Origin of the sequence: Fulvivirga kasyanovii (assembly GCF_009711405.1) — a bacterium.
Classification (GTDB): Bacteria; Bacteroidota; Bacteroidia; order Cytophagales; family Cyclobacteriaceae; genus Fulvivirga; species Fulvivirga kasyanovii.
The window spans coordinates 1-19,198 of the sequence record NZ_SMLW01000557.1 but is presented as its reverse complement, the minus strand read 5'-3'; the positions used below and the strand labels follow the sequence as shown (position 1 = coordinate 19,198).

The 19,198-nt window shown below is 43.2% G+C and carries 20 protein-coding genes; 18 read left to right on the top strand and 2 right to left on the bottom strand.

What is annotated here, in order from left to right; all coding sequences use genetic code 11:
- Positions 1-85: 85 nt before the first annotated feature.
- The 14 genes from hisG to E1163_RS13715 all read left to right on the top strand — a co-directional run bounded on the left by hisG (position 86) and on the right by E1163_RS13715 (position 14,404).
- Entirely contained in the window at positions 86-946 is an 861-nt protein-coding gene (hisG, locus tag E1163_RS13780; protein WP_155172753.1) for an ATP phosphoribosyltransferase, read from the top strand.
- Positions 947-973: 27 nt separating this feature from the next.
- Entirely contained in the window at positions 974-2,263 is a 1,290-nt protein-coding gene (gene hisD / locus E1163_RS13775) for a histidinol dehydrogenase (RefSeq protein ID WP_155172751.1), read from the top strand.
- Positions 2,260-3,294, top strand: a complete 1,035-nt coding sequence (gene hisC / locus E1163_RS13770) for a histidinol-phosphate transaminase (protein ID WP_155172749.1) — start codon at positions 2,260-2,262, stop codon at positions 3,292-3,294. The genes hisD and hisC overlap by 4 nt, the downstream gene beginning before the upstream one ends.
- On the top strand, positions 3,291-4,412 hold the full coding sequence (hisB, locus tag E1163_RS13765) for a bifunctional histidinol-phosphatase/imidazoleglycerol-phosphate dehydratase HisB (RefSeq protein ID WP_155172747.1): 1,122 nt from the start codon (positions 3,291-3,293) through the stop codon (positions 4,410-4,412). The genes hisC and hisB overlap by 4 nt, the downstream gene beginning before the upstream one ends.
- Positions 4,413-4,417: 5 nt before the next feature.
- Positions 4,418-5,005 (top strand): imidazole glycerol phosphate synthase subunit HisH, encoded by a 588-nt coding sequence (gene hisH / locus E1163_RS13760; RefSeq protein WP_155172745.1) that lies wholly within the window; start codon positions 4,418-4,420, stop codon positions 5,003-5,005.
- Entirely contained in the window at positions 5,002-5,715 is a 714-nt protein-coding gene (gene hisA, locus E1163_RS13755) for a 1-(5-phosphoribosyl)-5-[(5-phosphoribosylamino)methylideneamino]imidazole-4-carboxamide isomerase (protein WP_155172743.1), read from the top strand. The genes hisH and hisA overlap by 4 nt, the downstream gene beginning before the upstream one ends.
- Position 5,716: 1 nt before the next feature.
- Positions 5,717-6,469 carry an imidazole glycerol phosphate synthase subunit HisF gene (gene hisF / locus E1163_RS13750; RefSeq protein WP_155172741.1) on the top strand — a complete coding sequence of 251 codons (753 nt, stop codon included), beginning with the start codon at positions 5,717-5,719 and terminating at the stop codon, positions 6,467-6,469.
- Positions 6,470-6,508: 39 nt separating this feature from the next.
- On the top strand, positions 6,509-7,102 hold the full coding sequence (hisIE, locus tag E1163_RS13745; protein WP_155172739.1) for a bifunctional phosphoribosyl-AMP cyclohydrolase/phosphoribosyl-ATP diphosphatase HisIE: 594 nt from the start codon (positions 6,509-6,511) through the stop codon (positions 7,100-7,102).
- Between the two features lie 47 nt (positions 7,103-7,149).
- Positions 7,150-7,422, top strand: coding sequence for a hypothetical protein (locus E1163_RS13740; protein WP_155172737.1), 273 nt, complete (start codon positions 7,150-7,152; stop codon positions 7,420-7,422).
- 103 nt (positions 7,423-7,525) lie between these two features.
- A complete protein-coding gene (locus tag E1163_RS13735) occupies positions 7,526-8,212 on the top strand; it encodes a nitroreductase family protein (RefSeq protein ID WP_155172735.1) in 687 nt (228 codons plus the stop codon).
- Positions 8,213-8,589: 377 nt separating this feature from the next.
- Complete coding sequence (locus tag E1163_RS13730) at positions 8,590-10,377, top strand: DUF885 domain-containing protein (protein WP_155172733.1); 1,788 nt, start codon at positions 8,590-8,592, stop codon at positions 10,375-10,377.
- A 264-nt stretch (positions 10,378-10,641) separates the two neighbouring features.
- On the top strand, positions 10,642-11,970 hold the full coding sequence (locus E1163_RS13725) for an Ig-like domain-containing protein (protein WP_155172731.1): 1,329 nt from the start codon (positions 10,642-10,644) through the stop codon (positions 11,968-11,970).
- A 72-nt stretch (positions 11,971-12,042) separates the two neighbouring features.
- Entirely contained in the window at positions 12,043-12,603 is a 561-nt protein-coding gene (locus E1163_RS13720) for an RNA polymerase sigma factor (protein ID WP_155172729.1), read from the top strand.
- Positions 12,578-14,404, top strand: a complete 1,827-nt coding sequence (locus E1163_RS13715; RefSeq protein WP_155172727.1) for a hypothetical protein — start codon at positions 12,578-12,580, stop codon at positions 14,402-14,404. The genes E1163_RS13720 and E1163_RS13715 overlap by 26 nt, the downstream gene beginning before the upstream one ends.
- A gap of 53 nt (positions 14,405-14,457) precedes the next feature.
- Here E1163_RS13715 and E1163_RS13710 read toward each other — a convergent pair whose 3' ends face one another.
- Entirely contained in the window at positions 14,458-15,228 is a 771-nt protein-coding gene (locus tag E1163_RS13710) for a hypothetical protein (protein ID WP_155172725.1), read from the bottom strand.
- Between the two features lie 117 nt (positions 15,229-15,345).
- Here E1163_RS13710 and E1163_RS13705 point away from each other — a divergent pair, with 117 nt between their 5' ends.
- The 4 genes from E1163_RS13705 to E1163_RS13690 all read left to right on the top strand — a co-directional run bounded on the left by E1163_RS13705 (position 15,346) and on the right by E1163_RS13690 (position 17,979).
- A complete protein-coding gene (locus tag E1163_RS13705) occupies positions 15,346-16,173 on the top strand; it encodes a hypothetical protein (RefSeq protein ID WP_155172723.1) in 828 nt (275 codons plus the stop codon).
- A gap of 74 nt (positions 16,174-16,247) precedes the next feature.
- Positions 16,248-16,658 carry a DoxX family protein gene (locus E1163_RS13700; RefSeq protein ID WP_155172721.1) on the top strand — a complete coding sequence of 137 codons (411 nt, stop codon included), beginning with the start codon at positions 16,248-16,250 and terminating at the stop codon, positions 16,656-16,658.
- An 85-nt stretch (positions 16,659-16,743) separates the two neighbouring features.
- Positions 16,744-17,454 (top strand): YebC/PmpR family DNA-binding transcriptional regulator, encoded by a 711-nt coding sequence (locus E1163_RS13695; protein WP_155172719.1) that lies wholly within the window; start codon positions 16,744-16,746, stop codon positions 17,452-17,454.
- A gap of 36 nt (positions 17,455-17,490) precedes the next feature.
- Positions 17,491-17,979, top strand: coding sequence for a hypothetical protein (locus tag E1163_RS13690; RefSeq protein ID WP_155172717.1), 489 nt, complete (start codon positions 17,491-17,493; stop codon positions 17,977-17,979).
- Here E1163_RS13690 and E1163_RS13685 read toward each other — a convergent pair.
- Positions 17,976-19,198, bottom strand: a 1,223-nt coding sequence (locus E1163_RS13685; protein WP_155172715.1) for a dihydrolipoyl dehydrogenase family protein, incomplete at its 5' end; no start/stop codon positions are given. The genes E1163_RS13690 and E1163_RS13685 overlap by 4 nt on opposite strands.

Sequence of the window (19,198 nt, the reverse complement as noted above, 5' to 3'; positions counted from 1 at the left end):
AGCTAGAGATATAAAATTATATTAAGTAAAACAAAAAAGGCTTGCCATGCGGCAAGCCTTTTTTTATTGGTCAAATTTCAAAATCATGAGTAAAAAAATCAGAATTGCAGTACAAAAATCCGGCAGGCTCCAGGAGCAGTCTGTCAGGCTACTAAAGGAATGTGGACTCTCGTTTAGCAACGGTCCCAACCGCCTGAAAACAGAAACTTACAACTTCCCCGCCGAAATCCTCTTCCTCCGGGATGATGATATTCCGCAGTACGTGGAAGATAATGTCGCTGATATCGGCATTGTGGGCGAAAATGTTTTCATAGAAAAACAAAAGGACATTGCTCTGATCGAAAGGCTCGATTTTTCAAAATGCCGCTTATCTATCGCCATACCCAGAGAAAAGGATTACGAAGGCACGGCCAGCCTTAATGGCAAAAAGATCGCTACCTCCTATCCCAACATTGTACAACAATTCCTGACTGAAAAGAACATTACAGCAGAAATCCATGAAATCAGCGGATCCGTTGAAATAGCTCCGGGAATTGGCCTTGCAGATGCCATTTGTGATATTGTAAGCACCGGAAGCACCTTACTGAGCAATGGCCTGAAAGAAGTGGAAACCGTAATGAAGTCTGAGGCGGTACTGATTGCCAACAACAACCTGGACGCGGAAACGCAGGTATTACTAGAGAAGCTAATCTTCCGGATCAAAGCCGTTAACACTGCCAAAAACAATAAATACTTGCTGCTTAACACCCCTAATGAGTCGATTGAAGCTATAACAAAAGTACTCCCGGGCATGAAAAGTCCTACAGTGACCCCGCTTCAGCAAGAGGGTTGGTCTTCGCTCCACTCAGTGGTCAATGAAAATGAATTCTGGGAAATTATAGACCAGCTCAAAGCCCTCGGCGCACAGGGCATACTGGTAATCCCCATAGAAAAAATGATTATTTAAAAGACACCCAATTAAAGAAACTACGACATGAACATCATAAAGTACCCACAAGCTTCCGAACTCGAAAATATCCTGAAACGACCGGTTTTTGAAGCTGATTTTCTGGAAAGTACGGTTAAAAATATACTGGCCCGCGTACGCCAGGGTGGAGACCAGGCTCTGCTGAAATTCAACGAACAGTTTGATAAAGTTAAACTTGATAAACTAGCTGTAACTGAGGAAGAGAAAAACCAGGCCGCAGGTAAAATCAGTGAAGATTTAAGATCTGCCATTCAAACGGCACTAAACAACATTAAAAAATTTCACGAAGCACAAACCCGGAAAGAAATAAAAATAGAGACCTCAAAGGGTGTTACTTGCTGGAGAAAGGCCGTTCCTATTGAAAAAGTAGGTATTTATATTCCCGGAGGCACGGCACCATTATTTTCAACCGTACTTATGCTTGGAGTACCTGCTTCCATCGCGGGTTGTAAAGAAGTAGTGCTATGCACTCCTCCCGGGTCTGACGGAAAAATTCATCCGGCGATACTGTATACTGCTCAGCTCACAGGGATTTCCAAAATATTTAAAACCGGAGGAGCCCAGGCCATTGCCGCCATGGCTTACGGCACTGAGAGTATTTCAAAAGTGGACAAGATATTCGGTCCGGGAAACCAGTATGTAACAGCCGCCAAGCAGCTTGTAAGCATGGAAGGTACGGCCATAGATATGCCAGCGGGCCCCTCGGAACTGGCTGTGATTGCTGATAGCTCATGCAATCCGGTTTTTGTAGCTTCCGACCTGCTGTCACAGGCTGAGCATGGCAAAGACAGTCAGGTAGTACTCATTTGCCCTGATGAGGATGTGATTAACAAAATAGGCAATGAAATCGATGTTCAGGTTGAAAAATTGCCAAGGAAGGAAATAGCCAGGGCGAGCTTGCTCAACAGCAAAGCCATTCTGGTGAAGGATCTGAACGAAGCCATGCAGGTAAGCAACCAATATGCTCCTGAGCACTTGATCATAGCTACTGAAAATGCAGTCGCCCTGTCGGAAAAGGTCATTAATGCAGGATCTGTTTTTATTGGCAACTATAGTCCGGAATCAGCAGGAGATTATGCATCGGGAACGAACCACACCCTGCCAACCAATGGGGCAGCGAAAGCCTACAGTGGGGTTTCACTTGACAGTTTTATGAAACAGATCACTTTTCAGGAGATCACCCGTGAAGGTATAGCTGATTTGGGCCCGGCCATCGAAGCCATGGCTGAGGCAGAGCTATTGGCAGCTCACAAAAATGCTGTTAGTGTAAGGTTGTCTGAAATAAAAAAGTCATGAATATACAGGACAAAGTAAGACCGAATATACTCAACCTTTCCCCCTACTCTTCAGCTCGTGATGAGTTTGAGGGCAACGGGGAGGTATTTCTGGATGCTAATGAGAACCCTTACGAAACAGGCCTCAACCGGTATCCTGACCCTTATCAAAGACAATTGAAACAGCAAATTGCTTCACTCAAGAAGGTCGATCCCAATCGAATATTTCTGGGCAATGGAAGTGATGAGGCTATTGATCTTGTCATGCGCATATTCTGTGAGCCGGGAACAGATAATATCGTCATATCCGATCCGACTTATGGCATGTATGCAGTCTCAGCAGCCATTAATAGCATCACTGTGAAAAAAGTGGCTTTATCAAAAGACTTTAGTTTCATGGCTAATGAGATGCTAAAGGAGGTGGATACCAATACCAAGCTAATCTTCATTTGTTCGCCCAATAACCCTTCCGGGAATGCACTGAATGCCTATGAAGTAGCCAAGGTCATTGAAAATTTTGATGGTATTGTAGTAATCGACGAAGCATATATTGACTTCTCCATGCAGGCTTCATTTACCCTCCAGCTTGAAAAATACAAGAACCTGATCATTCTACAGACTTTTTCAAAAGCATGGGGGCTGGCTGGCCTTCGTTTGGGTATGGCCTTTTCATCTGCGGAAATAATTAAACTGATGAACAAAGTCAAACCTCCGTACAACATTAATATTCTCACTCAAAAGGAGGCATTATCAGCACTGGCCGACAAGGAAAAGGTGAAAGAAGCAATCAGCAACATTCTCAGGGAGCGGGATATGCTGATCACCAAACTTTCCGGGCTGAGCATAGTAAGCCATATCTTCCCAAGTGACAGTAATTTCCTTTTGGTAAGGTTCAATAGTTCTCAGGCTATTTTTAAATACCTTATGGAAAAAGGAATTATCGTACGTGACCGATCGAAAGTGACCCATGGCGAGAATTGTCTGAGGATAACCGTAGGCACCCCGGAGGAAAACATAAACCTGGTACAAGCATTAAAAGAATATCAACCATGAAAAAAGTACTTTTTATAGACAGGGACGGCACTTTAATCATTGAGCCGGAAGACGAACAAATTGACAGCCTTGAAAAACTTGAATATTACCCGGGAGTATTCACATGGCTGGGCAAGATTTGCAGGGAGCTGGACTACGAGTTGGTGATGGTGACCAATCAGGACGGACTTGGCACGGATAGTTTCCCCGAAGAAACTTTCTGGCCTGCTCATAACCGGATGCTGACTACTTTAAAAAACGAGGGTATCTCATTTGAAGACATCATCATCGACAAAACCAGGCCTGAAGACAATCAGCCCACAAGAAAACCCGGTACAGCGCTGCTTACCAAATACATGTCAGGTGCATATGACCTTGCCAACTCCTACGTGATCGGTGACAGGACAAGCGATGTTATGTTGGCTAAAAACCTTAAGTGCAAAGGCATCCTGATCAATGATGGCTCTTTGAAAGAGCAATTGACAAAAGAAAAACTTGACTCCTGCTGCGACCTGATCACCACAGGCTGGCACAACATCTATGACCTTCTATCAGAGCAGCCCCGACGAGCTACTGTCAAACGCACCACAAAGGAGACGGATATTGACATCACCGTGAACCTTGACGGAAGCGGAAAAAGTCAAATAGATACGGGCATCGCTTTTTTTGATCATATGCTCGACCAGATTGCCAAACATGGCCAGGTAGACCTTGACGTTTCCGTAAAAGGAGACCTGGAAGTCGACGAACACCACACCATTGAAGATACTGCCATTGCGCTTGGCGAGGCCATGATCAAAGCACTGGGCAGTAAAAGAGGTATTGAAAGATACGGTTTTTGCCTGCCCATGGATGATGCCCTGGCTCAGGTAGCCATTGACTTCGGTGGAAGGAACTGGATCGTTTGGGAGGCTGAATTCAAACGTGAAATGGTTGGAAAGATGCCCACTGAGATGTTCTATCACTTCTTCAAATCGTTTACTGATGCCGCCAGGTGTAACCTCAATGTAAAGGTAGAAGGAAACAACGAGCACCATAAGATAGAAGCCATCTTTAAAGCCTTTGCCAAAGCCATAAAAATGGCTGTTAAAAAGGAGAAAGGAAACAATCAACTACCCAGTACTAAAGGTGTAATCTGAAACCTATGGAAGTAGCAATTATTAAATACAATGCCGGCAATACGCAATCGGTGATATACGCTCTGGAGCGCCTGGGCATTAGCCCGTTGCTGACCAACGACTTTGAAGCTATTCAAAAGGCCGACAAGGTGATCTTTCCTGGTGTAGGCGAAGCAAGCACAACCATGAAGCACCTTAAAGAGCTTAAGCTGGACCTTTTAATCCCAACATTAAAACAGCCAGTGCTAGGAATATGCCTGGGCATGCAGCTTATGTGCGAATACTCGGAAGAAGGTGACACCACGTGCATGGGAATTTTCCAGGCTCCGGTAAAGCGGTTCAGCCCGGTTAACGGAGAAAAAGTGCCTCACATGGGCTGGAACAACATTACTACAGCCAGGGATAGCTGGACTTCCAGCGGAATTACGGATCAGCATATGTATTTTGTCCATAGCTTTTATGTGCCGGTAACGGCCGACACTGTGGCTACCTGCAATTACATTGAAGATTTTAGTGCGGCACTGGCTAAAGACAATTTTTATGCGACCCAGTTTCACCCTGAGAAATCGGCCAGACAAGGGCAGCAAATCATTAAAAACTTTATTGAATTATGAAGATCATACCCGCAATAGACATTATCGATGGTAAGTGCGTGAGGTTATCGCAAGGGGATTATGCCAAAAAGAAAATTTACAATGAAGACCCCGTTGAAGTAGCAAAGTCGTTTGAAGGCGCCGGTCTCCAATACCTCCACCTGGTAGACCTTGACGGGGCCAAAGCCGGAAAGATCATCAACTGGAAGGTGCTTGAAGCCATTTCCAATGAAACTAACCTACAAATTGATTTTGGTGGTGGCATTAAGTCCAATGATGATATAGAGCTGGCCTTTAAAAGTGGAGCAAAAAAGGTCACCTGTGGTACAATTGCCGTTAAAAATCCGGCAAAAGTAGCTGAATGGATTGAGCAATATGGTTCTGACCGATTGATCCTTGGTGCTGATGTGAAGCAAAAAATGGTGGCAGTAAGCGGCTGGACAGAAGAAACCACGTTACATATTGAAAACCTGATACATAAGTACATGAGCGAAGGCCTCAATCATGTTATCTGCACGGACATCGCTACAGATGGCATGTTATCGGGCCCTAATGTTGAGCTTTACAAAGACCTTCTGCATACTTTCCCCGGTATTCACCTGATTGCCAGCGGCGGGGTAAGCAGCACTCAAGACTTGCAGGAATTAAAAAAAGCCGGGCTGTATGGTGCCATTCTGGGCAAGGCCATCTATGAAGGCAAAATAACTTTGGAAGAACTTAGCAAAATCTGATATGTTAAAGAAAAGAATCATACCCTGCCTGGATATCAAGAACGGGCGAACGGTAAAAGGCACTAATTTCGTTAATATCAGGGATGCCGGCGACCCGGTAGAGCTTGGTGCGTTATATGCTGATCAGGGAGCTGATGAGTTGGTTTTCCTGGACATAACAGCTACCAATGAAGGCCGTAAAACCTTTAAGGAACTGGTAAAAGATATCGCCGAGCACCTTAACATACCTTTTACAGTAGGTGGTGGTATCAGTTCGGTTGAAGATGTGGCTCCCCTGCTCTACGCCGGGGCAGATAAAGTTTCGGTAAACTCTTCGGCAGTAAAACGGCCTGACCTTATCAATGAGCTTGCGCTGGAGTTTGGCAGCCAGTGCATTGTAGTGGCCATAGATGCCAGACAAGTAGACAGCCAATGGATAGTACACACCCACGGAGGCTCCAGGCCTACCGAACTGGAGCTCTTTAGCTGGGCCCTGGAAGTAGAAAAAAGAGGAGCCGGTGAGATTTTGTTTACCAGTATGGATCATGACGGAACAAAACAGGGGTTTGCCGTAGAGGCTTTAAAGAAGCTGGGGGAGCAAATCAATATTCCGATAATAGCTTCGGGAGGAGCCGGTGAGATGCAGCATTTTGATGAGGTATTTAGCAGTGGCAAGGTTGATGCCGCTTTGGCTGCAAGTATTTTTCATTTCAAAGAGATTGGTATACCTGAGCTGAAAAGCTATTTGAAGCAAAAAAACATACCCGTAAGATAAATTAAAACATTCCGCAAAGGCGGTAAAATCGAAGATAAAATGTTACAACCAAATTTTGAAAAAGGCAACGGTTTACTACCCGCCATTATACAGGATTTCCACAGTCAAAAGGTGCTCATGCTGGGTTATATGAATGAAGAGTCGCTTGAAAAAACGAGGAATGAAGGAAAAGTCACCTTCTACAGCCGCTCAAAACAGAGACTTTGGACAAAGGGAGAGACTTCGGGTAACTTCCTTATGGTGAAGCACATAGAGCTTGATTGTGATAAGGACACCCTCCTTATCCATGTAGCACCCGTTGGCCCCGCATGCCACACGGGGACAGACACATGTTTTGGAGACAAACAAAATAAATCAACGGACCTCGGTTTTCTGGAGCGTACGATTCAGGAGCGTAAGGCCAATCCAAAACCTGGGTCGTATACTAATGATCTCCTGAATAAAGGGATTAACAAGGTAGCCCAGAAAGTTGGGGAAGAGGCCGTGGAGCTGGTTATTGAAGCCAAAGATGACAATGAAGAGCTATTTCTCAATGAGGCCTCAGACCTGATGTACCACTACCTTGTACTGCTCGCCGCTAAAGGATATGAGCTGAATGATGTGATAGATGTATTGAAAGAACGGCACAAATAAATCAGGGACATCGGTTATCTTAGCATCCGTTACAAAGGAAGCAATCCATGAAAAATATCTTTATCCTGGTAGGCAAATCTTTATTGCTGATGATCATTTCTGCAGCTTTTTTGGCTATTGCTACCAGGGTATTTCCTCCACCTAAAAACCATCCCGCAGGTACAGGAGCAGTCATAGGGGTGTTGGTGGTAACCGCATTTACCTCATTGCTCTATATCATTATTTCCACCATTTGGAAAAGCAGGGAGTCTTTTTTCTTTAAAGTAGTCCTTATAACCAATTTGTTGATTGCTCTGTTTTCAATGCTATCGGTTTCGTAGCAGGTCAATATATTTTTTGTGAATTAATTTTGTCAACTACCTTACAAACTGTTTACAATTAAAAAGACAATTTGGCCCACACATTAAAACATAAAAATTCCCCATGTCAAAAACCAAAACTATCGACGGATATCCGTTTGAAGAGTACACCAAAGAAACCTACCCTGAGGCAGAGGTAATAGAGAGAAGCAGACAGTTTTACCAATGGATGGACAAACGCCGGACTGTTCGTGATTTTTCCGATAAGCCTATACCTCGTGAAGTAATTGATAACATCATACTTACGGCATCGACAGCACCTTCAGGGGCACACAAACAACCGTGGACGTTTTGTGTTGTTTCTAATCCCGACATCAAAAAGGAAATCCGGGAAGCTGCGGAAAAAGAGGAGTATGAAAGCTATAACAGCAGGATGAGTCCTGAATGGCTGGAAGACCTCAGGCCACTGCAAACCGACTGGCATAAGCCTTTTTTAGAGACTGCCCCCTATCTGATCATTGTATTTAAGAAAGCTTATGATCTTGATAGCGAAGGCAATAAAAAGAACAACTACTATGTCAATGAATCAGTGGGATTAGCAGGGGGCTTTTTGCTCGCCGCCATTCACCATGCAGGCCTTGTAGCCTTAACGCATACCCCCAGTCCAATGAATTTTTTAACAAAACTGCTTAACAGGCCGACTAATGAAAGGCCTGTGCTGCTTATTCCTGTAGGGTATCCTATGGAAGAGACGTATGTACCACAGCTCAGGCGGAAATCATTGAATGAGGTGGCAGTTTACTATTCGTAAATAATACTCACTCTACTTATTTGTAATCAACTCAGGATTTCAAAGGTGAGTGGTGGTCTGTCGGGGGACAGACCACGGAGAGAGGATTTCAAAGGTCTGTCAGGGGACAGACCAGGGAGAGGGGCTTGACAATGAAGGGGACAGCCCTTGGAAAAACTACTGCTGACAGAACTAAACGACGGCTTTACTAAACTTCCGGAGGTTTGGTAAAGCTCTACTGTTCCGTGCCACTTATTGAGGTAATACTATTCCTTCCTCCCCGCATTTATATAAATCAATTTCTCCATTCACATGGCATAATCAGCAGATTACATATTGCTTATTGTTAAAATTCGGGTGAATACATACCTTTAGTTTATTCACCAAAATTATAGCTTATGAAATTATTTAAACTCCTGCTCGTGCTTATGCTTGCAGGTATAATAGCCTGTCAGCAGAAGACAGAACAAAAGGCTGAAGAAACTACCGGACAAAAGGATTCGGTTCAGTTGAAGGCACTTCTCTCCAATTACCACGATGAAAGGTTACAGTTTTACCCTCTGGAAGCAACTTTCGCCGGAGACAACCGGTATAACGACACGCTTCCCAACAATATATCTCAACAGTACCTCAACAAACTGGAGGCATTCTATTCAAAATACAAAAACCAACTTCAGGAACTTGACCGTGGACAGCTTTCGGAAAACGAGCAAATGAGCTACGATATCCTGATGTGGGAGTGCGACATCAATCTGGAATCTTTTAAATACCCCACCCACCTCACTCCCATCGATCAATTCTGGAGCTTACACATCAGCATGGGCCAGTTGGCCAGTGGTGCCGGAGCCCAACCTTTTAAGACGGTAGAAGATTACAACAACTGGTTAAAGCGGCTGGATGACTTTACGATTTGGTGCGATACAGCTATTGCCAACATGAAAGAAGGCGTGAAAACCGGATGGGTGCTTCCTAAATCCCTGACTGCAAAGGTGATCCCTCAAATGGCCGACCTGGATCACGGGCCGGTAAATGAGCATCTTTTCTATTCTCCTATAAATCTTCTTCCCGAGGAGTTTTCTGATGAAGACAAAAAGCAACTGACCGAAAAATATCAGATTGTGTTGGAAGATAAGGTGATCCCTACTTTTAAAAGATTGCACGACTTCCTGAAAAACGAATATTTACCTGCTTGCAGGGAAACTGCCGGAGCACATGCACTCCCCAACGGAGAAGAATACTATGCATTCAGAATCAAGCAGTACACTACAACCACAAAATCTGCTGATGAAATTTTTGAACTGGGCAAAAGTGAAGTAGCGAGATTGCTCTCAGAGATGGAGAAAGTAAAGGAACAGGTCGGCTTCGAGGGAGATATTATGGCCTTTTTCGAACATGTGAGGGCAAGGAAAGAGTTGATGCCGTTTACTTCGCCAGACCAGGTGATAACCCATTTCAATGAAATACATGAGCGCATGAAGCCTCAGCTTAAAGAACTGTTTGACCTGGTACCCAAAACACCTTTTGAAGTAAGGCGTACAGAAGCATTCAGAGAGGCTTCTGCAAGTGCAGAGTATAATCCTGGATCGTTGGATGGTACACGTCCGGGCATCTTTTACGTTCCTATTCCTGATGTATCCAAATATAACCTGTTCTCAGACGAGTCATTATTCCTGCATGAGGCTATCCCCGGCCACCATTACCAAATCTCCTTGCAGCAGGAAAATGAGAACCTCCCTGAATTCAGACGCACTTTATGGTACAGTGCATACGGAGAGGGCTGGGCGCTTTACAGTGAATCATTGGGTAAAGAACTTGGCCTGTACACTGATCCATACCAGTATTTTGGTATGCTGAGCGCTGAAATGCACCGGGCCATCAGGTTGGTGGTAGATGCAGGTATGCATGCCAAAGGCTGGACAAGGGAACAAGCCATTCAGTATTCACTGGAAAATGAGGCGGAATCTAAGGAAAGTATTACTTCTGAAATTGAGCGTTATATGGCTATGCCAGGGCAGGCTTTATCTTACAAAATGGGTCAGTTGAAGATCATTGAGTTGAGGAACAAAGCAGAACAGGCACTTGGTGACAAATTCGATATCAAAGAATTCCACAACAAAGTGCTGGAATCAGGATGTGTGCCTTTAGCCGTTCTGGAGAAAAAAATAGACCGCTGGATCGCTGAATAATTTACCTAGTTCACCGTTTCCTGGTTGCCGGGAAACGGTGATTTTTTCACCCTCCTTCTTCGCTACATTTTATCTTTAAAATCTGCCCTGATTAATATTTTAACATGCAAAAAGAAAATGCTTTTCATACGTATTGAAAGCACTCCCTAATCTTTTTTCAAAAATTCCATAAATGATTCCAACCATTTACCATTCTCTCTGTACTATTCAATTGTGTGCGCACCGGTAATGATTTGAAAACTTAGAAACTCAACTAACACAAAAATGAAATTACTAACACAAGTTAATAAATGGTGGGTTGTATGTGCTCTGGCCCTTTCCTATCAGGCATGTGATGATGTCAACAGCGATGTGATGCCGCCACAGGAAGAAATAGATCAGGCAAAAGATGTGAACATGAGGCTAAAGGAAAACAGCCCTGTAATTATCGACCTTGTCCGGGCTGCTAACCTGACCGGAGATGGTACTTTCAGCATTTCGAGAACGGCTGGAAAGGGATCAATTGAATTGCTGAAATCGGCCTTATTGAAATATACACCGAATCAGGATTTTGTAAGCGGATCGGATGACGCAGAATATCAAGTATGTGTAAATGGCATATGTGACAAAGGGATTATCGCTTTCAAATTCGATACTGAGAGTGATTCGTGCTTCATTTCTGCAAACTATGACAGAGTGGAAGCCATGCCAACCGACCAACAGGTGGTGATCCCGGTGCTGCAAAACGACAGTTCATGCTACGAGCAATTTGATGTAAGTACACTTACCATAGTGGAGCATCCGCATTCGGGAGAAGCCGTAGCTACAGATGGCCTTATTTTCTACTATCCTACAGGCAGCTATAGTGGCACCGCGCAGATCATCTATGAAGTCGCGACCAGGGAGAATCCTGATATCTTTTACTATGGCCTTGCTGAAGTTGTTTTAACTGACACTGCCACACAAATAGAAGCACACTCAGATTCAATAGCATACACTTATGAAGAATACCTTGCCGCATTGCATCCTACATATCAAAGTCTCGACTTTAATCTGGATCAAATTTTAGGCAATGATGAACTTGACAGCATCCCTTACAATCAACTGGATATTAGCATAACAGGTCAACCAACACATGGCACTGCAGCTTATTTCTCACTGGAAATGTTCAGGTTTACTCCAGGCCAGTCGTTCAACGGGTACGACAGCTTTACTTACAAAGTGTGCTACAATGGCCAGTGCAGCACCGGCACTGTATATATCATAGTTACAGGCTTTGGAGCTACCACCGAAATACAGGCTTATGACGACCAGTTTACCTATACACCTGCAGAATTTGAGCAGGTAGTGTATAACTCAGGTGATGGGATAGCATTAGATCTTTATTATGACAATATATTGATGAACGACAGCCTCAATGGTGCAGGCATGTTTGATGTCAACGCCTACATTATAAACCAGCCTCAGCACGGTCAGGTAATATATTACGACCGGGAGCTCTTCCGGTATTTGCCAGATCAGGGTTATGAGTTTACAGGCACAGACAGTTTTTCATATAAAATATGCGACAACGACGGTTGTAGCGAAGCCACTGTAACCATAACTGTTCAATAATTTAAAAAGCAGCAAAAAAGCCCTGAGATAACCAACAATGGCCATAAGAAATTATGGCCATTGATACACCCCATGGAAGAAGATCTTATAATTGGCTGTAAAAAACAAGACCGAAAGGCCCAGGAAGCCCTGTACCATAAGTACTCAGGCAGGGTAATGGGTGTTTGCAAGCGCTATGCAAATACTATGGATGATGCCAATGATATCTTTCAGGAGGCATTTATCAATATTTTCAACTCTCTGAAAAAATCGAGAACAGTAAAAATAGAGTCATTGGAAGCATGGGTAACCAGGATTAGTGCCAACGTAGCTGTTAACTATTATCATAAAAACAAAAAATACCTGAACCATGTACCTGCTGAAAGCGCACTGCACAAAATTGATGAGGAAGAATACGGACATATACTTGGCAGGTTGCGTGGCCAGGAACTTTTGCAGCTCATAGGCGGACTGCCTACCGGATGCAAGCATGTATTTAACCTGTATGCTATAGAAGGCTATTCCCACAAGGAGATCGCGGAGATCATGGATATATCGGAAGGTACATCCAAATCCCAGCTTTCACGCGCGAGGGATATAATAAAGTCGAAATTAAAACTGCTAGATCATGTCAAATACAAAAGGGTCGTCTGAAAACGAGGACTTTCACAGGTATTTTAAAGATAAACTGGAGCATTGGGAAGATGAACCTCCTGTAGATGGGTGGAAATCCATTGAAAATGTACTGGATAAAAAGCAGGCCAATCTTACCAAATGGTACACCGCTGCGGCAGTGTTGCTATTGCTGGTCCCAGCTTTGTACTTTCTGTTCACGTCTCAGACATCTTCTCAAAAAGAAGTAGCAACCGAACTATCTGGCAGTAGCACCGGGGGCAATATTACCATGCTTCAAACGGAAGATGCCAATTCAGCTTCATGTACAGAGAAACCTCAGACCAACTGTGATCAGGGTTTTTCAAATGAACAACAAAGCTTAGCAGCAACAGAGTATGCACACAATACTTCCGACCAAACTAACACTGAAAAATTTAACCCATCAACCCAAAAAGCGCTTACAACTGACATTGCTGAGTCCGGGGCTCTCGCCCAAAGCTCTAATGATAACAATAAGTTTAACACTGAGCTTAGCAGTAAGAAGTCACCCAATGGGGATGAGGGATCTATCATTCAGTCCGGAGCTATGCGCTCCGAAGTATACACCCATGAAAGTAATGCGAATAGCACCAGTTTTAAAACATTTACGTCAGAAACAAAAGCAAATAATGCCAATGAACAAAACTATGATGAAGCAGATGTCAGCGCAAAAGCTGACATTACAAACGACAGGGACAGGTTAAGTTTATACCTTGAGGATACCCCGACAAACCAACTGCACGAGAATACTGAAAATGTATCAAAAGATCGGAAAAAGCGATCAGAAAAAGTAAATAGCAACAGCCAGGAAATTCGAACATTCACTGACCGGTCAAATATGGCTCAAAGCCTGACACCTGATCTGTATGATGATGCTAATGGATCTGATGCAGAAAATAAAAAGAAGTTTACCGAAAAAGCTGATGATGAAGTCTTACCTGAAGATTCCCTGACAGTTCTAAAGAGCAGCAATGCCGTTAAACCCGACAGGGATAAAAACAGCTCAAAAACAGGCCGTAAAAAACCAAAGGACGAAGCATTAGATAGTGTATCAATCACTGACCCTCAGAAAAAATTGCTGACTAAAAAAGAAGGGAAAGCAGACCGGCCGCGAGATAACAAAAAAAGAAACAGCAGCTCTAAATGGCACTTCCAGCCAGAGGTCGGCACATTCTATACCTTTAAAAAGGTCAATCCTGCTAAAGACATGATCTATATCACGGGCTTTGAAAATGAAAACGAGTTATCATTCAAAAATGCAGGATACCAAATTAGCCTCAAACTCAGACGAGAGGTACTGAAAAACACCACCATTACCACCGGGATAACCTGGCAAATGATCAACGAGTATTCCAATTATAACTTTTATAATATCATAGCCGATAGTGTGGAAGTTACTCAGGTACAAGACGATTCATTCGATGTAATTGCTTACTCTAACGAAGCCAATAACGAGGTACATAACACCTTGCAGTATGCGGGCCTTAGCCTGGGCATAATTCAAAGGGTCAAATTTCTGCGCCGGAAGTATAATCTGACGGCAGGTGTTAGCCTGTTGAAGTCGATGTCTCATAGCTATAGTGAGAATGAATACCGGCACACGTTCAATGCGAAAAGCACATTGATTTCGGTAAGAGGTGGCCTGGAAAAAACGGTTCCACTGACTCCGTATTGGTCTGTTACCGTAACACCATATGTAGAACAAACCTTTAGCTCTATCTATACCAACAGCACTTACCGGCTAAGTCCGTTAAAAATTGGTTTGGACATTGGGTTGCTCATACCCACCGGCAGGAAATAAGAATGCCCGTGCTGCCATAAATGTAGCACGGGCTTCTTTATTTTATACCTCCGTCAGTCAATCATCTCTGCAAAATCCTCCACATCAAAACGGATATCATCCTCCCCTATCTGATCAAACGGATTTTCCAGGTGCCCCTGTATGTTATCGAGACTAACAAGAATAAAGCTAAACATGATAGGCATCATATAATCCAGGCCTGCTGAGTATTGCTGGGCTATGGAAGCAAAATATGGAGCATACAATACGGGAAAACTATAGATAAATATTTTGCTGTAGGCCCTCAATGTAACAGGTGTACGATAATGGAGTATTACCTTCAGGTTTTCCACTGAAATAGCCAGTTTGCTGACATACTGACTCGCCCTTGACATTTCCCCTGACTGAAGGCCATACAGACGAAATTCTTTAACCAATACAGAAAGGTCAGAAATTTTATCGAATATATATTTTTCGGCCTGTACTACCGAAGCCTTATCTGCTGTAAACAAAACACGAAGTGAAGCATAGATTTCCAGTACCTCATTTTTAACTCTCCCTTGAAAATCTTTATTTTCCTCATCCAGCCAATCACGGGAAGCATAGTAAATGGAAAGCAGGTGTGCTTTGAAATCGGCCAATAGCCCAAGCGCCCTCTCCCTCCTTTTATAGGCACTGTCAATAGAAAATACAACAGGGAAAACTATAGCAATACCAATTACGGTAAGGGGAAATTCTGCCAGAATTTTATAGTAACTGCAAACCCAGGTGGAAACAATAGCCAAAAAAGTAACTATAAAAGTTTTGTAATTGATGATTAGATATAGACTCCTGAGCAATTTCATATCCCTAGCTATAGACCTTCATATAATATACTAAATAATAGGCGCGTTAAAAACAGAAAAACTATATTTTAGCTAAGTTTCACCCATTTACAATATCAGTTTTCTTACTTATTCAATATGCCCATACTCAAAGTATTTTTGCATATTCTTATTTTTTGCATATTTACCCTCATCAGCCAGATCGGTGGCATCGTCTATTTGGTATATTTACTGCTGTCTCCACTTATTGTACGGCGCATAGCAATCGTTAAAAAGTACAGGCTTTTCGGGTTTATTCTTTTTGCAGGTATATACCTTGTTATTTCTTTAATTATAGTACCCTTGATAGCGCCTATTTTTGGGCGGGTGCCTTTGCCTTTATTTAACAAACACCTGAAACCGTTAACTGTAGCTACCGTGCTGCTCAACAGGCACTATTTAAAACCTCAGTTACTGGAAGTTGCAAAGGACGCCTCCAATGAGATTAACAGAATGTATCCGGGTACGGTCACCTATTACCTGGACGCCAACTTCCCATTCTTTAATGGTTTCTCACTCATTCCCCACCTAAGCCATAATGATGGCAAGAAGCTCGACCTTGCTTTTTATTATCTGCTGCAAAATAATTCGGAATACACCCTTCAACACCCATCCCCTATTGGCTACGGTGTTTTCATCGACCCAGTGAAAGGGGAACAAGATCAGCCCCAGAGGTGTGAAAACCAGGGTTACTGGCAATATGGTTTTATGGAACAAATCGTGCCCCAGTGGAACAAGGACAAGTTTATACTAGATAGCCGCAGAACCAAAAGCCTAACTATGCTATTAGCCTCACACCACTCTATAGAGAAGATATTTATTGAGCCTCATTTAAAACAAAGGCTTGGTTTGTCTTCCCCAAAAGTAAGGTACCATGGCTGCCGGGCCGTACGGCATGATGATCATATTCATATACAGACAAAATAATACCAACCTGATTTCGCTTATGCCGTAGAACTTAGTTTGACTATAACAAAACAACTTTCAAGACATCAATGACTATGAAACAGCTTTTTAACACGCAATTTGCTTCAACCTCACATGTATGGCTTTTGATCCTTCGCGTTTCCGCAGCATCCTTTATGCTAACGCATGGCTATCCAAAGCTGATGACTTTAATCGAAGGAGGGGAAATAGCCTTTTATGACTTCCTGGGTTTAGGAATGACAGCCTCTTTGGCCCTGGCCGTACTCGCCGAGTTTGTTTGCTCTATTTTATTGATCCTTGGGTTAGGTACCAGGCTGGCGGCATTGCCCCTGATCATAACTATGCTGGTAGCCGCCTTTGCCGTACACGCTGATGATCCGTTTGGCAAGAAAGAGTTTGCCTTGCTTTACCTGCTAATATTTGCTACCATTCTTGTATTTGGAGCCGGAAAATATTCTGTTGACAGGTTTCTGGAAAAGAAATAACCCGAATAATTAGAAATTTTCCTTTATCTAAATCATTAGTTGTTTTAATTTCGTGCATTAAAAATTTCAACAAGGATTATATACCATGGGAAGAGCGTTTGAATACCGAAGGGCAGCTAAAGAAAAGCGTTGGGACAAGATGTCCAAATTGTTTCCAAAACTGGCCAAAGCCATAACTGTAGCTGCTAAAGAGGGCGGAACTGACCCGGAAATGAATGCCAAGCTTAGAACGGCCATTCAAAATGCCAAAGGTCAGAACATGCCTAAAGACAATATAGAGGCTGCTATAAAGAGAGCTGAAGGCAAAGATGCCGATGCATACGTAGAAGTAAACTACGAAGGCAAGGGCCCTCATGGCGTATTGGTATTTGTGGAGTGTGCTACTGACAATACTACACGCACCGTAGCCAACGTAAAGTCATATTTCAACAAAGCCGGAGGCGGCCTTGTACCCACAGGCTCTCTTGAATTCATGTTTTCCCGTGATGCTGTATTTGAGTTTGAAAAAACAGCAGAAATGGATATAGAAGAAATGGAGCTTGAGCTTATAGATGCTGGCATGGAAGAGATTGAGGAGAAAGATGGTGTTGTGTATGTTTATGGCGATTACACCAATTTCGGAACACTTTCAAAAGCCCTTGAAGACATGGGTATCGAGGTCAACAAAGCATCACTTCAGCGCAATCCCAACTCTCCGGTAGAGTTTACCGAAGAGCAAATGGAAGATATCGAAAAAATGCTCGATAAGATAGAGGATGACGACGACGTTCAGGCAGTTTATACCAATATTGCCTAAGCTTTGGATTAAACCTGAATTTGCATAAATTGTTTTATGCAAGCTACCGAAAGAAAACCTCATCAACAGTTCAGAGTGCTTAAGCTGGTTTACACCTCAATGGCCTTTGCCGTAGCACTTTTTGCATTAGCTGTACTTACGATCAACTATGTGCAGCTAATGCAGCCTGATCCTACAGAAAAACAAGATCTCCAGCTATTTATTTATATCAGTGCTGCCCTGGTAATACTTTCCATGCCCATGAGTATGGTGCTTTTTAGCCAATCTATAAAAGGGATTAAAGGGAGCAACAAAACTTTGAGTGAAAAGCTCACAACCTACCAGACCGCCTTATTGATAAAAGCTGCCATACTTGAATTCCCTGCCATGTTTGTATGTGTAACTGTATTGCTGACCGGAAACCTGGTAGTATTGCTGCTCATCCCCCTGGTCCTGTTTATTTTCTTTATCAATAAACCCTCCCTCTTCAGGCTGGAAAACGACCTGGAGCTGACCCGTGATGAGGTAGAGCAGCTCAAGGACTAAAATACGATATCTGCATACTCTCCGTTGGTGTAGGTCTTGCAGGAAAGCTTGCCTCTTAATGCATCGGGCTTAAACATGGATTTGCCTAAAAGCATACGTACACACTCCTGAATACCTTCTGTAATAGACGGGTGCGGGTGTACACACTCAGCAAGTTCATCGATACCTTTATCCATACTTATAAGCAAGGCAACGGCCTGGATGGCACTGGATGCATGGTTCCCCACTACACGCATGCCTAATATTTTCATGTCCTCATCATTCGTTACCAAAAGTTTGATAAAGCCTTGGGTGTTCCGCTTGGCAATAGCCCTGGGAATGCACCCATAGTCAAGGGTTACCACTTTATAGGCTATGCCCCGTTCGGCAGCCTGGATTTCATTGAGCCCTACACCTGCCACCTCAGGGTTGAGGAACATAATTGTAGAAATATTCTCATAGATAAGCTTACGTTTGGGTTCTCCAAATATCTTTTCCACGGCATACCTGCCTTCCAACTCACCTACATTAACCAAAGCAATATCTGCGGTGATATCACCTACTGCATATATATTTGATACGCTGGTCTGCGTTTCATTATCTTCAATGCCTCTCTTACTCAGCACTATATTGACACCATTTTCCCAAAGTTTTTCATAGTTGGGTACCCTGCCAACTGATACCAGTGCCTTTTCCACATTGAAAATTTCATGAGACCCATCGTCATATTCCAGTTCATACTCCACCCTACCGTGAACTATATCCATTCGGGTCAACCGCGAGTTCCGGTGAATATGTACCCCATTATTCTCCATATTCCTTTCTATCACCTTTACCACATCAGTGTCTTCAAATGGCAATATCCTGTCACCCTTATCTATTAAGTGAACCTTCGTTTTACCAAACCCTGAAAAGATAGTCGCGAACTCACAGCCTATAACCCCGGCTCCAAGGATCACCATACTTTCCGGAAAATGATCCATCTGTTCAATGCCATCGCTGGTTAAGATAATCTTTTCATCGATAGGTATGTCAGGCAACTTCCTGGGGCGGCTACCAGTAGCGAGTATTATGTAATCTGCCCAGACTATTTCCGTTTCGTTTTCACCTGTTATTTCAACTTCATTGGGAGTTAAAAGCTTCGCTATCCCTACCTTATATGTCAGAAGATCTGCAAAGCAGGATGTACTCAACATAGCCATATGCTCGTGAAGCAACGACTTTCTTTCTTCTACCGCAC